Source organism: Pseudomonas sp. 30_B (genome assembly GCF_017491605.1).
In the GTDB taxonomy this organism is placed as follows: Bacteria; Pseudomonadota; Gammaproteobacteria; order Pseudomonadales; family Pseudomonadaceae; genus Pseudomonas.
This window is the reverse complement of the sequence record NZ_JAFGYY010000001.1, coordinates 57,358-74,621: the sequence shown is the minus strand read 5'-3', so window position 1 is coordinate 74,621 and position 17,264 is coordinate 57,358. Positions and strand designations below refer to the sequence as shown.

Here is a 17,264-nt window from a genome sequence, read left to right as displayed (position 1 = left end):
GCTTCTACCCACTGAGCGATCCGGTCAATCCGCGCGGTCATTGCCAGGCCGCGCGGCGCAGCTAGTCTTGGGCAGACGACAAACAGGCGAAACGGAGCGCGCCCATGCCTTACCCCGAAGAATTTATCCGTCAGCTCACCGAAGAACACATCGCCTTCGTCAAACGCACCGGCCTCAAGGCCGAGGTGCTGGAGCCGGGCCATGTGCGCCTGCGCATGCCGCTCAAGGGCAACGAGAACCACATCCACAACATGTACGCCGGCGCCCTGTTCACCGTGGCGGAACTGCCCGGCGGCATCCTGATGCTGACCAGCTTCGACAGCCGGCGCTTCTATCCCATCGTCAAGGAAGCCGGCCTGCGCTTCCTGCGCCCCGCCGCCAGCGACGTCACTGTCGACGCCTGGCTCAGCGAGGATGAAATCCAGCGCATCGGCGAGGAAGCGACCACCACCGGCAAATCCGACTTCGTCCTCGACCTGCAGCTCAAGGACGCGGAAGGCAACGTCGTCGCCGAGAGCCACGCCGTCTATCAGCTGCGCAGCCGCTGAATCCGGGCCATTGCCCTGCATCAAGGTGAAATTTCCTACGTGGCGCGACAGTGGACGCGCCACAGAGGGAGCCCACCATGTACAGGAACCTGCTCGTCGCCCATGACCTCAGCGTCGAGGCGGACATCGCGGTACGCCGCGCCGCCCAGCTGGCCCGCCAGCACGATGCGCAGGTCACCTTGCTGCATGTGATCGAGGAGTATTTCCCCGACCGCATGATGGATACCGTCCGCGAGGCCGCCGAGGTCGCGCTGCGCGACGCCGCCGCGGCCAACGCCATCGCCGACTATCAGCTGCTGATCCGCCAGGGCCGCGCGGCGACCACCGTCACCCAGGCGGCGCAGGAGCTCAAGGCGGACCTTCTGCTGATCGGCGCGCATCACCAGCAACTGCTCGAGCGCTTCGATGGCACCACCCTGGAACGCATCGCCCGTCATTGCCGCGCGCCAATCCTGCTGGCGGTAGATGAGTCCGCCGCTCCGTATGCACGGGCACTGGCCGGGCTGGACCTGTCGTTGTGCTCCTGCCAGGCCTGGCGCGCCGGCTACCGCCTGCTGCCGAGCAGTGCCGAGTTACTGGCGCTCAACGCCTACCAGCCGGGCAAGGCCGAGCGTGCTGACGAGCATCTGGAGACCCAACGCGCGCTGCTGCGCCAGACGCTGCAGGACGAGCGTGAACAGCTGCCGGCCGAAGGGCCAAAACTGCTTTGTGCGGTACAACCGGGAAACTTCCAGCAGGCGCTGGAGAGCGCCCTGGGGGAATGGACGCCGGACCTGCTGGTGCTCGGCAGCCGCAGCCGCGGCGCCATCGAACAGGCCATGCTGGGCAGCTCGACCCGCTACTTCCTGCGCCGCCCTCCCTGCGACATTCTCATCTCGCAGTGAGGCGACACTGCGCGCTCCCTGGGCGGAGCGCGTCAGGAAATCAGGCTTCCAGCAGGTTGTGCAGCTCGACGAACTGCTGGGTCAGCTTGTGCCGGGGTTCGAGGAAGATCAGCGGAGTGCACGCCTGGTGCGACTCGCGCATCTTCACCGAGCTCATCAGGTACACCGGCAGTACCGGCAACTCTTCCTCGACCAACTCATCCAGCAGCTGCTGCGGCAGGGTGGCGCGCGGCTGGAACTGGTTGACCACGATGCCTTCGACTTCCAGCTCCTCGTTGTGGTCTTCCTTCAGCTCCTCGATCTCCTGCAGCAGCCCATACAGCGCCTGGCGGGAGAAACTGTCACAGTCGAAGGGAATCAGGCAGCGATCGGCGGCGATCAATGCCGAGACGGTGTAGAAGTTCAGCGCCGGCGGAGTATCCAGGTAAATGCGGTCGTAGTCGTCGGCCAGTTCGTCCAGCAGTTTGCGCAGCTTGTTGATCTTGTGCTTCTGCTCGAGCTTGGGCTGCAGGTCGGCCAGCTCCGGGCTCGCGGTGACGATGTGCAGGTTGTCGAAGGGGGTCTCGTAGATATCGACCTTGCCCTTGCGGCTGAAGGGTCCGGACGAGAGGGTCTGCTTGAAGAAGTCGGCGATCCCCACCGGCAGGTCCTCGCCGGTCAGGCCGGTGAGGTAGTGCGTCGAGTTGGCCTGGGCATCCAGGTCCACCAGCAGTGTGCGGTAGCCCTCCGCCGCGCTGACCGCCGCCAGGTTGCAGGCAATGCTCGACTTGCCCACTCCGCCTTTCTGATTGAACACCACGCGCCGCATGAGCCTGCTCCGTAATCCATTCGAGTGTTCCGGATTCTATGCAATGCCCATGACAACGGCGAGCCCTCCGTCGAACGGTTCAGCCAACCGCGCGCAAGGCGGCTACCTCGCGGGTCAGCAGGTCGATGAAGGACTGCGCCAGCGGCGAATGTTCGTCACGCCGACGCACCAGCCAGACCGAACTGGTCGCACCCGGATCGAGCAGCGTGCGGTAGACCACGCCGTCCACCCGCGTGCGGCGGAATGAGGCCGGCAGCATGCTGACGCCCAGCCCGGCGGCCACCAACCCGATGATGGTCATGGCCTCGCCGGCTTCCTGGGCGATGCGCGGGCTGAAGCCGGCCTGCCGCGACAGGGCGATCAACTGGTTGTAGAGGCCGGTGCCGTAGCTGCGGGGAAAGAATACGAAGGGTTCGTCCGCCAACGCGGCGATCTCCAGGCCGTCCGGGTTGGACTCGGCCAGCGGGTGGTCGGCCCGCAGCACCGCCACCAGGGGCTCGCTGAACAGCTCAACGGCCTCCAGGCTGTCCGGCAGCGCAATCGGGCGGATCAGGCCGACCTCCACGCGCTCCTCCAGCAAGGCTTCCACGGCCTGGCCGCTGCTCAGTTCCTGCAGCTCCAGGTGGACGTCCGGGTAGGCCTGGCGGAACGCCAGGATGCTGCGCGGAAGAGTCGAGGTGAAAGGCGCGGAGGCGGTGAAACCAATCTTCAGTTCCCCGATCTCGCCCTGGTGCGCCCGGCGCGCCAGCAGCACCGCGCGATCGACCTGCTGCAGCACCAGACGCGCTTCGGTCAGGAACAGTTGCCCCGCCGCGGTCAGCGCCACCCGTCGGTTGGTGCGCTCCAGCAGCCGTGCGCCGATCTCCTCTTCCAGTGCCTGGATCTGCTGGCTCAGCGGCGGTTGCGAGATGCCCAGCTGCTCGGCGGCCCGGCCGAAATGCAGCTCTTCGGCCACGGCGATGAAGTAACGCAGATGTCGCAGTTCCATGTTTTCCCCCGTTAAAGCGCCGGTATTCCCGACCAGGTAGGAGCGGACTCCGTCCGCGATCGGTTCAACACCACGCAGGTGCAAACGGCGGTATCCACCATTGATTCGCAAAACGACTTAAACATGTCGATTAATATATTGGAAATAATAAATACAGCTCCTTATCCTTGCCAGCACAAGCCCAATAACAACTCCAAAAACTTCTGCCATCCCCGCTGCACGGGCCTTTTGCCGTCCTGCGCGAGCCGAATCGAGGTGAGTTGTGAGTCAATCTGCGTTACGGGCTTCCGAGCCAGTCGAACCCGAATTGCTGAATGCCGCGCGCCAGGCGAATACCAGCGTGGTCAGCGCCGTCGAAGAGATCGAAAGCTACATCGAAAAAGGCACCCCGGCCTTCATGCGCACCTCGCTTGCGCTGTTCTCCGGCGGCTTCGCCACCTTCGCCCTGCTCTATTGCGTGCAGCCGATGATGCCGGTGCTGTCCAAGGCCTTCGATCTGACAGCGGCGCAAAGCAGCCTGGTGCTGTCGATCTCCACCATCACCATGGCCTTCGGCCTGCTGGTTACCGGGCCGATCTCCGACGCCATCGGGCGTAAATCGATCATGGTCGCCTCGCTGGTCCTCGCCGCGCTGTTCACCCTCGGCAGCGCGATGATGCCGACCTGGCACGGCGTGCTGTTGATGCGCGCGCTGCTCGGCCTGTCGCTGAGCGGCCTGGCGGCAGTCGGGATGACCTACCTTTCCGAGGAAATCCATCCGCAGCACATCGGGCTGTCCATGGGGCTGTACATCGGCGGCAATGCCATCGGCGGCATGAGCGGCCGGCTGATCAGCGGCGTGCTGGTGGACTACGTGAACTGGCATGTGGCGCTGGCCACCCTGGGCGTGCTCGCCCTGGCCGCGGCGCTGCTGTTCTGGCGCATCCTCCCCGAGTCGAAGAACTTCCGCCCGGCGCCGCTGAAGCCGCGCCAACTGGCCGAAGGCTTCCGCGGGCATTTCCGCGACGCCGGCCTGCCCTGGCTGTTCCTCGTGGGCTTCCTGGTGATGGGCGCCTTCGTCACCCTGTTCAACTACATCGGCTACCGCCTGCTGGCGGCCCCATACCACCTGAGCCAGGCGGTGGTCGGTGTGCTTTCGGTGGTCTACCTGTCGGGTATCTACAGTTCCGCCTGGGTCGGCTCCCTGGCCGACCGCCTGGGCCGGCGCAAGGTGCTCTGGGCGATGATCGCACTGATGCTCGGCGGCCTGCTGATCACCCTGCTGCAACCGCTGGCCCTGGTACTGGTCGGCATGCTGGTGTTCACCTTCGGCTTCTTCGGCGCGCACTCGGTCGCCAGCAGCTGGATCGGGCGCCGCGCCCTGAAAGCCAAGGGCCAGGCGTCGTCGCTGTACCTGTTCTGCTACTACGTCGGCTCCAGCGTCGCCGGTACCGCAGGCGGGGTGTTCTGGCACCACTACGGCTGGAATGGTGTGGGCCTGTTCATCGCCAGCCTGCTGGTGATCGCACTGCTCGTGTCGCTGCACCTGGCACGCCTGGCAGTGTTACCGCGCGACCTCCCTACACTCGCCGGTCACGGGTAGTTTCTACACACTTTTGTCGCTACATATCCAAAAGCGACCATAGACGGTCGTGCAAAGATAAATTTCGACTCTCCTGCGACGCCCCTAATGGGGGCGTTGTAGCACTTATTCCCATCCTACGACTAAAGTCGTAACAAAATATGGCGCGATCCTTGCGTCAATAAAAATGCACGACTTGTTGGATTCCTGAAACGGACCTCGGCTCCCGCAGTACGCAATTCCCTCCTGTAGTTGTAGGTAAAGCATGAGCAGTACTCCTTCTTCCGGCCTCTCCCAGGGCCTGAAAAATCGTCACGTCACGATGCTTTCAATCGCCGGCGCCATTGGTGCGGGCCTGTTCGTAGGTTCCGGCCACGCCATTGCCGAGGCTGGCCCGGCTGTCATGATTTCCTATCTGGTCGCCGGCCTGCTGGTGGTCCTGGTGATGCGCATGCTGGCCGAAATGGCCGTCGCGCAGCCGGACAGCGGCTCCTTCTCCACCTACGCCGACCGCGCCATCGGCCACTGGGCCGGCTTCACCATCGGCTGGCTGTACTGGTGGTTCTGGGTCCTGGTGATTCCGCTGGAGGCCAATGCCGCCGCCGCGATCATCCACGCCTGGTTCCCTGGCGCACCGATCTGGATCCTGGCCTTCGTGATCACCTCCGCGCTGACCGTCACCAACCTGTTCAGCGTGAAGAACTACGGTGAGTTCGAGTTCTGGCTGGCGCTGATCAAGGTCGTCTCGATCATTGCCTTCCTGGTGCTGGGCTGCGCGGCCATCTTCGGCTTCTCGCCCAACAGCGAAGTCTCCGGAATCGGCCACCTGACCAGCGAAGGCTTCATGCCCAAGGGCTGGGGCGCCGTGCTCGCCGCGCTGCTGACCACCATGTTCTCCTTCATGGGTTCGGAAATCGTCACCATCGCCGCCACCGAGTCCAAGGACCCGGCCCAGCAGATCACCCGTGCCACCAATTCGGTGATCTGGCGTATCGCGCTGTTCTACCTGCTGTCGATCCTGATCGTGGTCTGCCTGGTGCCGTGGAATGACCCGCGCCTGGTCAGCATGGGCTCCTACCAGACCGTGCTGGAACACCTGCATATCCCGTACGCCAAGCTGATCGTCGACATCATCGTGCTCGTCTCGGTGACCAGCTGCCTGAACTCGGCGCTCTACACCGCCTCGCGCATGATGTACTCGCTGAGCAAGCGCGGCGACGCGCCGAAGATCGCCCAGGTGACCAGCGTCAGCCGCACCCCGGTCTATGCCGTGCTGCTGTCCACCGCCATGGCCTTCCTGTGCACCTTCGCCAACTACCTGGCTCCGGCCGAAGTGTTCAACTTCCTGCTGGCCAGCTCCGGCGCCATCGCCCTGCTGGTGTACCTGGTGATCGCCATGTCGCAGCTGCGCATGCGCAAGAAGCTACTCGCCCAGGGCCACCAGCTGAAGCTGAAGATGTGGCTGTTCCCCTGGCTGACCTGGGCGGTGATCCTGTTCATCGTCGGCGCCCTGGCGATCATGCTGATCCGCCCGGATCACCGCATGGAAGTGGTCGCCACCACCCTGCTGACCATCGTGGTGGTCTGCTCGGGCCTGCTGGTGTCGAACCGCCGCAAGGCCCAAAAGGCCGCTGGCCTGGTGGGCGATGCCGCGTGATGCACCCTGATGGGGCGTGAGGCTCCATGAGGGAACGAAAAAGCCCCGCTTCCGAGCGGGGCTTTTTTCATTGCGTCATGTCGTAGTGTGCCGTTCAGGCCGATCGCGGACGGAGTCCGCTCCTACGCGCGGATCGGCTTTCGTAAAAGCGGACCTTGTCCGCGAAATCTCTCGCGGCGGAATCCGCCGTTACCGAGAAACGCCGATCTGCAGCGCCCATCTGTAGGAGCGCGCCATGCGCGCGATCGCGGGCATGGCCCGCTCCTACAAGGGCACATCGGTGCCAAGCAGTTGGCGAGCAAGCTCGCTCCTACGAAGAGCGTCGCCGTACACATTCATTCAAAACAAAAAGCCCCGCGACTGCGGGGCTTTTCGGTGGAGCCTCAGGCTCAGTGATACTGCGCCGACAGCTCGTGCACCGCCTCGAAGAAGACGCCGGCGTGGGCCGGGTCGACTTCCGGGGTGATGCCATGGCCGAGGTTGAACACATGGCCATTGCCGTTACCGAAGGCGCCGAGGATACGCGCGACTTCAGCGCGGATGGCATCCGGCTTGGCGTAGAGCACCGCCGGGTCCATGTTGCCCTGCAGGGCGACCTTGTCGCCGACGCGGGCGCGGGCGCTGCCGATGTCGCAGGTCCAATCCAGGCCCAGCGCTTCGGCGCCGGTGTTGGCCATGGATTCCAGCCACAGGCCACCGCCCTTGGTGAAGAGGATCACCGGCACGCGGCGCCCTTCATGTTCGCGGATCAGGCCGTCGACGATCTTCTGCATATAGGCCAGGGAGAACTCCTGGTAGGCCGCCGCCGATAGAGCGCCGCCCCAGGAATCGAAGATCTGCACCGCCTGGGCGCCCGCGAGAATCTGGCCGTTGAGGTAGCTGGTGACCGACTGCGCCAACTTGTCCAGCAGCGCATGCAGGGCTTGCGGGTTGTCGTAAAGCATCGCCTTGGTCTTGCGGAAGTCACGGCTGGAGCCGCCTTCCACCATATAGGTGGCCAGGGTCCAGGGGCTGCCGGAGAAGCCGATCAGCGGCACGCGGCCGTTCAGCTCGCGGCGGATGGTGCGCACGGCGTCCATCACGTAGCCCAGGTCCTTCTCCGGATCGGGGATCGGCAGGGCGTCGATGTCGGCCTGGGTGGTCACGACCTTCTTGAAACGCGGACCTTCGCCGGTCTCGAAGAACAGGCCCTGGCCCATGGCGTCGGGGATGGTGAGGATGTCGGAGAAGAGGATCGCCGCGTCCAGCTGCGGGTAGCGGTCCAGCGGCTGCAGGGTCACTTCGCAGGCCATCTGCGGGTTCATGCACAGGCTCATGAAGTCACCGGCCTTGGCGCGGGTGGCGCGGTATTCCGGCAGGTAGCGGCCAGCCTGGCGCATCATCCAGACAGGGGTGACATCGACGGGCTGCTTGAGCAGGGCGCGGAGGAAGCGATCGTTCTTCAGGGCAGTCATAACGGCATCCGGAAAAAAAGTGCGGGCATTTTCGCAAAGCCCAAACGAAAAGGCACGGCGGGTGCCGTGCCTTTTGTCTTAAGCGGCATTCTGCCGCACTGGAATGTGCTTTTCGTAGGAGCGAGCTTGCTCGCGAACAAACCCCGCTGCGGGGCCAGAGTTCGCGAGCAATAACAATGGCGTCCCCCTCGCCCCTACAGGTCCGGCTTAGACGCCCAGGTAATCCAGGATGCCTTCAGCCGCAGTGCGCCCCTCGAAGATCGCCGTCACCACCAGGTCGGAACCGCGGACCATGTCGCCGCCGGCGAAGATCTTCGGATTGCTGGTCTGGTGCTTGAACTGCGCGGCGGCCGGGGCAATGACGCGGCCCTGGCTGTCGATTTCCACCTGGTGCTGGTCGAACCATGGGGCCGGGCTCGGGCGGAAGCCGAAGGCGATCAGCACGGCTTCCGCCGGGATGATCTCCTCGGAGCCCGGGATCGGCTCGGGGCTGCGACGGCCACGGGCGTCCGGCTCGCCGAGACGGGTCTCGACCACCTTCACGCCTTCCACCTTGTCCTCGCCGACGATGGCGATGGGCTGGCGGTTGAAGAGGAACTTCACGCCTTCTTCCTTGGCGTTCTTCACCTCTTTGCGCGAGCCGGGCATGTTCTCTTCGTCACGGCGATAGGCGCAGGTCACGCTCTTGGCACCCTGGCGGATGGAGGTGCGGTTGCAGTCCATCGCAGTGTCGCCACCGCCCAGCACCACGACACGCTTGCCCTTCATGTCGACGAAGTCTTCCGGCGACTTCTCGAAGCCCAGGTTGCGGTTCACGTTGGCAATCAGGAAGTCCAGCGCATCGTGCACGCCGGGCAGGTCCTCGCCGGGGAAGCCGCCTTTCATGTAGGTGTAGGTGCCCATGCCCATGAACACGGCATCGTACTCATCGAGCAGTTGCTCCATGGCGATGTCCTTGCCGATCTCGGTGTTCAGGCGGAACTCGATGCCCATGCCGGTGAAGACTTCGCGACGGCGCGAGAGCACCTGCTTCTCCAGCTTGAACTCGGGGATGCCGAAGGTCAGCAGGCCGCCGATTTCCGGGTTCTTGTCGAACACCACCGGGGTCACGCCGTTACGCACCAGCACGTCGGCGCAGCCCAGGCCCGCCGGGCCCGCACCGATCACCGCGACGCGCTTGCCGGTGGGCTTGACCTTGGACATGTCCGGGCGCCAGCCCATGGCGAAGGCGGTATCGGTGATGTACTTCTCCACCGAGCCGATGGTGACCGCGCCGAAGCCGTCGTTCAGGGTGCAGGCGCCTTCGCACAGGCGGTCCTGCGGGCACACCCGGCCGCAGACTTCCGGCAGGGTGTTGGTCTGGTGGGACAGCTCGGCGGCGGCGAGGATGTTGCCTTCGGAGACCAGCTTCAACCAGTTGGGGATGAAGTTGTGTACCGGGCACTTCCACTCGCAGTACGGGTTGCCGCAGCCCAGGCAGCGGTGCGCCTGGTCAGCGGCCTGCGCCGGCTTGAACAAGTCGTAGATTTCCACGAACTCGCGCTTGCGTTGGCGCAGCAGTTTCTTCTTCGGATCCTTGCGCCCGACTTCGATGAACTGGAAGTCGTTATTCAGACGTTCAGACATTTCAAGACCTCTTCAGACTTCGAGCGCTTATTGCGGGTTGGCACGGGTGCTGGTCAGCAGGGAACCGAGGCTTGCGGCCTTCGGCTTCACCAGCCAGAACCGACGCAGGTAATCGTCGAGGTTCTCCAGCAGATGTGCGCCCCATTCACTCGCGGTTTCCGCCACGTACTCGACCAGGACCTTGCGCAGGTGGCTGCGGTAGGCCTCCATCGCTTCGCCGCTGATGCGCTGGATTTCCACCAGCTCATGGTTCACGCGGTCAACGAAGGTGTTGTCCATGTCGAGGACATAAGCGAAGCCACCGGTCATGCCGGAGCCGAAGTTGTAGCCGGTCTTGCCCAGTACGCAGATGAAACCGCCGGTCATGTACTCGCAGCAGTGGTCACCCGTGCCTTCAACCACGGCGTGGGCGCCGGAGTTGCGCACGCCGAAACGCTCGCCCGCGGTACCGGCGGCGAACAACTTGCCGCCCGTGGCGCCGTAGAGGCAGGTGTTGCCAACGATCGCCGACTCCTGCGACTTGAACGGGCTGCCCTTGGGCGGGGTGACGACCAGCTTGCCGCCGGTCATGCCCTTGCCCACGTAGTCGTTGGCGTCGCCTTCCAGGTACAGGTGCAGGCCGCCGGCGTTCCATACGCCGAAGCTCTGGCCCGCGGTGCCCTTGAAGCGGAAGGTGATCGGCGCCTTGGCCATGCCCTGGTTGCCGTGGACCTTGGCGATCTCGCCGGAAATCCGCGCGCCGATGGAACGGTCGCAGTTGCAGATGTCCAGTTCGTACTCGCCGCCCTTGGCGCCCTGGATGGCGGAGCGGGCCAGCTCGACCATCTTCTCGGCCAGCAGGCCCTGGTCGAACGGCGGGTTCTTGTCGACTTCGCAGAATTGCGGCTTCTCGGCCGGGATCAGGTCGCTGCCCAGCAGCGGCGTGAGGTCGAGGTTGCCCTGCTTGGGCGTCTCGCCCGGGAGGATTTCCAGCAGGTCGGTACGGCCGATCAGTTCTTCCAGGCTGCGCACGCCGAGCTTGGCCAGCCACTCACGGGTCTCGCTGGCGATGAAGGTGAAGAAGTTCACCACCATGTCCACGGTGCCGATGAAGTGGTCCTTGCGCAGCTTGTCGTTCTGGGTGGCAACGCCGGTGGCGCAGTTGTTCAGGTGGCAGATGCGCAGATATTTGCAGCCCAGGGCGATCATCGGCGCGGTGCCGAAGCCGAAGCTCTCGGCGCCGAGGATGGCCGCCTTGATCACGTCCAGGCCGGTCTTCAGGCCGCCGTCGGTCTGCACCCGGACCTTGCCGCGCAGGTCGTTGCCGCGCAGGGTCTGGTGCGCCTCGGCGAGGCCCAGCTCCCACGGGGAACCGGCGTACTTGATGGAGGTGATCGGCGAGGCGCCGGTGCCGCCGTCGTAGCCGGAAATGGTGATCAGGTCGGCATAGGCCTTGGCCACGCCCGCGGCGATGGTGCCGACGCCGGGCTCGGACACCAGCTTCACCGAAACCAGCGCCTGCGGGTTGACCTGCTTGAGGTCGAAGATCAGCTGGGCAAGGTCTTCGATGGAGTAGATGTCGTGGTGCGGCGGCGGCGAGATCAGGGTCACGCCGGGCACGGCATAGCGCAGGCGGGCGATCAGGCCGTTGACCTTGCCGCCGGGCAGCTGGCCGCCCTCGCCGGGCTTGGCGCCCTGGGCCACCTTGATCTGCAGGACTTCGGCGTTGACCAGGTATTCCGGGGTCACACCGAAGCGGCCGGTGGCCACCTGCTTGATCTTCGAGCTCTTCAGCGTGCCGTAGCGCGCCGGGTCTTCGCCACCTTCACCGGAGTTGGAACGGCCGCCCAGGCGGTTCATGGCTTCGGCCAGGGCCTCGTGGGCCTCCGGAGACAGCGCACCGAGGGAGATGCCGGCGGCGTCGAAGCGCTTGAAGATGGACTCCAGCGGCTCGATCTCGTCCAGGCCCAGCGGCTGCTCGCTGGTCTTGACCTTGAGCAGGTCGCGCAGCATGGAGACCGGGCGCTGGTCGACCAGCGCGGTGTATTCCTTGAACTTGGCATAGTCGCCCTGCTGCACGGCGGCCTGCAGGGTGTTCACCACGTCCGGGTTGTAGGCGTGGTATTCCCCGCCGTAGACGAACTTCAGCAGGCCGCCCTGCTGGATCGGCTTGCGGTTGTTCCAGGCCTCGAAGGCCAGCAGCTTCTGCTCGTTCTCGATGTCGATGAAGCGCGCGCCCTGGATGCGGCTCGGGGTACCCGGGAAGCACAGGCCGGTGACCTCGTCGGACAGGCCGATGGCTTCGAACAGCTGGGCGCCACGGTAGGAGGCGATGGTAGAGATGCCCATCTTCGAGAGGATCTTCAGCATCCCCTTGGAGATGCCCTTGCGGTAGTACTTGAAGACCTCGTAGAGGTCGCCCAGCACTTCACCGGTGCGGATCAGGTCGGCCAGCACCTCGTAGGCGAGGAACGGGTAGACCGCGGACGCGCCGAAGCCCACCAGCACCGCGAAGTGGTGCGGGTCACGGGCAGTAGCGGTTTCCACCAGGATGTTGGAATCGCAACGCAGGCCGGTCTGCACCAGGCGATGGTGCACGGCGCCGACGGCCAGGGCCGCATGCACCGGCAGCTTGCCGGGAGCGATGTGGCGGTCGGACAGCACCAGCAGTACCTTGCCGGCGCGCACGGCCTCCTCAGCCTGGTCGGCGATGTTGCGCACGGCCGCTTCGAGGCCGACGGACTCGTCGTAGTTCAGGTCGATGTGGTGACGGTCGAAGCCCGGACGCTCCAGGTTCATCAGGGTCCGCCACTTCGCCGGGGAGATCACCGGGGTAGTCAGGATCGCCTGATTGGCGTGGTGCGGGGACTCTTCGAAGATGTTCTGCTCGATGCCCAGGCAGGTTTCCAGCGACATTACGATCGCTTCGCGCAGCGGGTCGATCGGCGGGTTGGTCACCTGCGCGAAGACCTGGCGGAAATAGTCGTACGGCGAACGGATGCGCTTGGACAGCACCGCCATCGGGGTATCGTCGCCCATCGAGCCGACGGCTTCCTGGCCCTGCTCGGCGAGCGGACGCAGCACCTGGTCACGCTCCTCGAAGGTGACCTGGAACATCTTCATGTATTGCTTGAGCTGGTCGCCGTCGTAGCTGGCCACGCCCTGGTCGTCGTCCAGGGTCGCCTGGATGCGCAGCGCGCTCTGGCGCAGCCACTGCTTGTAGGGGTGGCGCGACTTCAGACGGTTGTCGATGTCCTCGGTCTGCAGCAGCTGGCCGGTCTCGGTGTCCACCGCGAGGATCTGGCCCGGGCCGACGCGGCCCTTGGCGATCACGTCCTCGGGCTTGTAGTCCCACACGCCGATTTCCGAGGCGAGGGTGATGTAGCCGTTCTTGGTGGTAACCCAACGCGAGGGGCGCAGGCCGTTGCGGTCGAGCAGGCAGACGGCGTAGCGACCATCGGTCAGCACGACGCCGGCCGGGCCGTCCCACGGCTCCATGTGCAACGAGTTGAATTCGTAGAACGCGCGCAGGTCGGCGTCCATGGTCTCGACGTTCTGCCAGGCCGGCGGAATGATCATGCGCAGGCCACGGAACATGTCCATGCCGCCGGTGACCATCAGCTCGAGCATGTTGTCCATGCTGGAGGAGTCCGAGCCCACGCGGTTGACCAGCGGGCCCAGCTCTTCGAGATCCGGCATCCATTCGTTGGCGAACTTGGCGCGGCGGGCCTGGGCCCAGTTGCGGTTGCCGGTGATGGTGTTGATCTCACCGTTGTGCGCCAGCAGGCGGAACGGCTGGGCCAGCGGCCATTTCGGCAGGGTGTTGGTCGAGAAGCGCTGGTGGAACACGCAGATGGCGGTCTTCAGGCGCTCGTCGGAGAGGTCCGGATAGAAGGCGGCGAGGTCCGCCGGCATCATCAGGCCCTTATAGATGATGGTCTTGTGCGAGAAGCTGCAGACATAGTGGTCGGCGTCCTCGGCGTTGGCCACGGAGGAGCGGCGACGGGAGCTGAACAGCTTGACCGCGAATTCCTGGTCGGACAGGCCTTCACCGCCGATGAACACCTGCTCGATCTGCGGCAGGCGCTCCAGCGCCAGGCGACCCAGGACGCTGGTGTCGATCGGCACCTTGCGCCAGCCGACCAACTTCAGGCCGGCGCGCTCGATCTCGCGATTCATGTTCGCGCGGGCGGCTTCGGCCTTCACCGGGTCCTGGTTGAAGAAGACCATGCCCACCGCATATTGGGCGGGCAGCTCGACGCCGAAGGATTCCTGGGCCACGGCGCGCAGGAACTGGTCGGGCTTCTGGATCAGCAGCCCACAGCCGTCCCCGGTTTTCCCGTCCGCGTTGATCCCACCTCGGTGGGTCATGCAGGTCAGTGCTTCGATGGCGGTTTGCAGAAGTTCGTGGCTTGCCTCGCCCGTCATATGGGCGATCAGACCGAATCCGCAGTTATCCTTGAACGTCTCAGGATGGTACAGACCTGCTTTCATAGGGAACTCTCACCGGCAAAACTTTTTTAATTTCCAGGGTCTGCTGACGTTTCGCCATCGCCTGGTTTCGCCTTTGCTGGCTTGTTTCCCGCGCACCCCAAAGGCACGGGCCGCATCTATTGTGCAGCGCCGCTCCAGCCCCTGGTTCACCTGGAATGACCGTTCCGCGCGAATTGCCACGTCTTACCCAACGTGGCGGCGGTGCCGGTCTGGCCATGACGAAACGTCAGCAGACCCTCTATCAAGCGCTTTGCCTGTCTACTCGCTCAAGCGGCAAGTTTCCGATAGGCAAAGGGAGGTCATTGTACACACGGCGCGACTGGCGTCACTGTTTTTTTTGACGCACTGCCGACACCCGATGTCGCATTTTTATAAGAATGCAGCCAAAGAAACAACCCAATAAAAAAGCCGAGCCCCATGTTATGGGGCCCGGCTTTTTCATTATTGCGACAGTGCGACCTTTCAGCGCGCTCCGGCGATGTCCTGCTGGATACTGGAGAAGGGTCGGGCCCAGGGCTTGGAGGCCTGGATCTTCGCCGGCAGTTTCTTGATCGCGGCCTGTGCGGCGGTGCGGTCGGCGAAGCTGCCGTAGGTCACGACGTAGAACGGCTTGCCCTGCAGGTTCTTGCGGAAGTAACGGTAGTCACCACCGCCCTGCTGGCTGATGAAGGCCTTGGCACTGGCTTCCGAGCCGGTGCCCAGCACCTGCACGGAGTAGCGCGAACCGGCCTGGGACTGGTACCAGCTGCTGCTGCCCGTGCCACCGGTGGCAGCAGGCTTGCTGGCCGTGGCCGGCTTGGCGCTGGCGACGGTGGTAGCAGGCTTGGTCGCTGCCGGCTTGGCTGCAGGCTTGGCCGCAGCGGTGGCGGCAGGCTTGACCGGCTCGGGACGCGGCGTAGCAGCCTGGGTCGGTGCCGGCTTCGGCGTCGGTTGCGTCGCTGGCTGCGCCTGGGTCGGCGCCGGCGGCACCGGGTTCAGGGGTGCCGGGCCATTATTGGCCAACGGCGTTACCGGCGGCGCGGAAGTGGTCACGGTTGGCGGAATGGCCGCGGACGGCATGGCGCCTTCGTCGGCATCTTCCTGACCACCGGCCTGGGCCATGGGTTCGCGGATCACCGGCTGGCTTTCGCCTACCAGCGGCAACGGCAGCGGCTGGTTGGAGCCGGCGAACTCGACCGACGGGCCACCGCCCTGGGCATCGGGCTTCGGCTGGGCATCCGGCTGCGGCGCCGCGCCACCCAGCGGCAGCTGGGAGGATGTCTGTGCAGCGGTGTTGCCGGTCGTTTCAGGCTTGCTGGTCTTGCCCTGCATGAACCAGGCAGCGACGACGCCGATGGCGACCACGCCGAGAATGGCCAGGTGCTTCTTCGGCAGCTTGAAGCCGCTGCTGGCAGCCTTGCGGGCGCCGCCGCGGTCAGCCAGCATCGCTTCGATCATCGCATCCCGGGCGGCCTGGTTGATCGCTCCCGGCCAGCCGCCGGATTGCTCATGGATATCGGCCAGCAGGTCGGCGGAAATCAGTTCGATGCCCTGCCCCGCACCCTCCAGCCGCTGCGCGAGGTATTCGCGGGTCTCTTCTTCGCTGTAAGGCTGCAGTTCGATGGCGTGGAAGCGTTCTTCGCCTTCGGACAACACTTCCAGGCGCGACAGCAGGGCCTGTTCGCCAAACAGGAAGACGTGCAGGCGCGCCTCGGTGTTGCCGGCGGCCAGGAGCAGCAGGACCTCCAGAGCTTCATCACGCAGTTGCTCGGCGTCGTCCACCAGCAGATAGACGTCCTGCCCGGTGATCGCCAGCTGGGCAACCTTGGCCAGGATGGGCTCAAGACTGGTCTGGGTGATGCCCAGGCCCTGCGCCAGTTGACGCAGCAGGGTGGCTTCGTCGGTCACCGAGCGGCCGGAGATGACCACGCTGGAAACCGCGTCCTTGTTGGTGCTGGCCACCAGTGCCTGGCGCAGCAGCGTCTTGCCGCTACCGACCGGGCCGGTTACGGCCAGCAGCAGGTGGCTGTAGCGTGCCAGATGGTGCAGTTGCCCCAGGACAGGCTTGCGCTGCGCCGGGAAGAACTTGAAGCCGGGAACCCGGGGTGCAAACGGGTCATGACTGAACTGGTAGTGGGCCAGAAAGGCCTCATCGGCGTGCAAACTGGACATGGGACCTCATTGCTCTCCTGCCTGACCGACCAGTGTCTGGTAGTCAGCGCGCAGTGTTTCTTCCAGAATCTCACGGGGGAATTCGGCGGTCACGACCGCGGCCCCCAGCCCTTGGAGCAAGACCAGACGCAAACGCCCATCGAGCACTTTCTTGTCGACGGCCATGTGCTCGAGAAAATGCTCGGCGTTCATTTCCTGCGGCGGAACGACCGGCAGCTTTGCCGCAGCCAGCAGACGAATGCCACGATCACGCTCGACACTTGTCAGCCATCCCAGCCGATGCGACATCTCAAGTGCCATCACGGTTCCCGCTCCGACCGCCTCGCCATGCAGCCAGACGCCATACCCCATGTGGGTTTCGATGGCATGGCCGAAGGTATGGCCCAGGTTGAGGGTCGCACGGACACCAGTTTCCTTCTCATCGGCGCCGACCACGCGGGCCTTGGCGGCGCAGGAGCGCTCGATGGCCTCGGTGAGCGCAGTCGGCTCCAGCGCCAGCAGGTCATCCATGTGCGTTTCCAGCCAGGTCAGGAACGGCTCGTCGCAGATGAAGCCGTACTTGATGACTTCCGCCAGCCCGGCGGACAGCTCTCGCGGCGGGAGGGTGCGCAGCGTGGTGGTGTCGATGACCACGGCCTGCGGCTGGTAGAACGCGCCGACCATGTTCTTGCCCAGCGGGTGGTTGATACCGGTCTTGCCGCCTACCGAGGAGTCGACCTGTGACAGCAGGGTGGTCGGCACCTGGATGAAATCGACACCGCGCTGGTAGCAGGCCGCGGCGAAACCGGTCATATCGCCGATAACGCCGCCACCGAGGGCGATCAGGGTGGTCTTGCGGTCATGGCGCGCAGTCAGCAGGCCATCGAAGATCAGCTGCAGGGTTTCCCACTGCTTGTAGGCTTCGCCATCGGGGAGCACGACCGTGATGACCTTGTAGCCGGCCAGGGTCTTCTGCAGTCGATCCAGGTACAGCGGCGCGATGGTTTCGTTGGTGACGATGGCTACCTGACGGCCGCGAATGTGCGGCTCGAAGTAGCGCGGATCATCCAGCAGCCCCTCTCCGATGTAGATCGGGTAGCTGCGATCGGCCAGATCGACGTTGAGTGTGCGCATG

At 64.7% G+C, this 17,264-nt stretch carries 11 protein-coding genes; 4 read left to right on the top strand and 7 right to left on the bottom strand.

The annotated features are described in order from the left end of the window. Positions 1–104: 104 nt before the first annotated feature. Positions 105–548, top strand: a complete 444-nt coding sequence (locus tag J5M67_RS00315; protein WP_207882161.1) for a YiiD C-terminal domain-containing protein — start codon at positions 105–107, stop codon at positions 546–548. Between the two features lie 77 nt (positions 549–625). Then, positions 626–1,432, top strand: a complete 807-nt coding sequence (locus J5M67_RS00310; protein WP_207882159.1) for a universal stress protein — start codon at positions 626–628, stop codon at positions 1,430–1,432. A 40-nt stretch (positions 1,433–1,472) separates the two neighbouring features. On the opposite strand, the gene J5M67_RS00305 is transcribed toward J5M67_RS00310, so the two are convergent. Both J5M67_RS00305 and J5M67_RS00300 read right to left on the bottom strand, forming a co-directional pair. Then, positions 1,473–2,240, bottom strand: a complete 768-nt coding sequence (locus J5M67_RS00305) for a ParA family protein (RefSeq protein ID WP_207882157.1) — start codon at positions 2,238–2,240, stop codon at positions 1,473–1,475. Positions 2,241–2,319: 79 nt separating this feature from the next. Continuing rightward, entirely contained in the window at positions 2,320–3,228 is a 909-nt protein-coding gene (locus tag J5M67_RS00300; protein ID WP_207882155.1) for a LysR substrate-binding domain-containing protein, read from the bottom strand. A 262-nt stretch (positions 3,229–3,490) separates the two neighbouring features. Between J5M67_RS00300 and J5M67_RS00295 the strand changes: the two genes are divergently transcribed. Further along, the gene (locus J5M67_RS00295; protein ID WP_207882153.1) at positions 3,491–4,810 is read left to right on the top strand and encodes an MFS transporter; all 1,320 of its coding nucleotides are present in this window, start codon (positions 3,491–3,493) and stop codon (positions 4,808–4,810) included. Between the two features lie 244 nt (positions 4,811–5,054). Further along, complete coding sequence (gabP, locus tag J5M67_RS00290) at positions 5,055–6,446, top strand: GABA permease (RefSeq protein ID WP_207882151.1); 1,392 nt, start codon at positions 5,055–5,057, stop codon at positions 6,444–6,446. Between the two features lie 389 nt (positions 6,447–6,835). On the opposite strand, the gene hemE is transcribed toward gabP, so the two are convergent. The 5 genes from hemE to aroB form a co-directional block, all read right to left on the bottom strand. Next, positions 6,836–7,900 carry a uroporphyrinogen decarboxylase gene (hemE, locus tag J5M67_RS00285; RefSeq protein ID WP_207882149.1) on the bottom strand — a complete coding sequence of 355 codons (1,065 nt, stop codon included), beginning with the start codon at positions 7,898–7,900 and terminating at the stop codon, positions 6,836–6,838. A gap of 207 nt (positions 7,901–8,107) precedes the next feature. Continuing rightward, positions 8,108–9,526 carry an FAD-dependent oxidoreductase gene (locus J5M67_RS00280; protein ID WP_207882147.1) on the bottom strand — a complete coding sequence of 473 codons (1,419 nt, stop codon included), beginning with the start codon at positions 9,524–9,526 and terminating at the stop codon, positions 8,108–8,110. 27 nt (positions 9,527–9,553) lie between these two features. After that, complete coding sequence (gltB, locus tag J5M67_RS00275) at positions 9,554–13,999, bottom strand: glutamate synthase large subunit (protein WP_207882144.1); 4,446 nt, start codon at positions 13,997–13,999, stop codon at positions 9,554–9,556. 462 nt (positions 14,000–14,461) lie between these two features. Beyond that, positions 14,462–16,150: an AAA family ATPase gene (locus tag J5M67_RS00270; RefSeq protein WP_207882140.1), complete on the bottom strand. Its 1,689-nt coding sequence runs from the start codon at positions 16,148–16,150 to the stop codon at positions 14,462–14,464. A 6-nt stretch (positions 16,151–16,156) separates the two neighbouring features. Then, the gene (gene aroB / locus J5M67_RS00265; protein ID WP_207882138.1) at positions 16,157–17,263 is read right to left on the bottom strand and encodes a 3-dehydroquinate synthase; all 1,107 of its coding nucleotides are present in this window, start codon (positions 17,261–17,263) and stop codon (positions 16,157–16,159) included. Position 17,264: the final 1 nt, after the last annotated feature.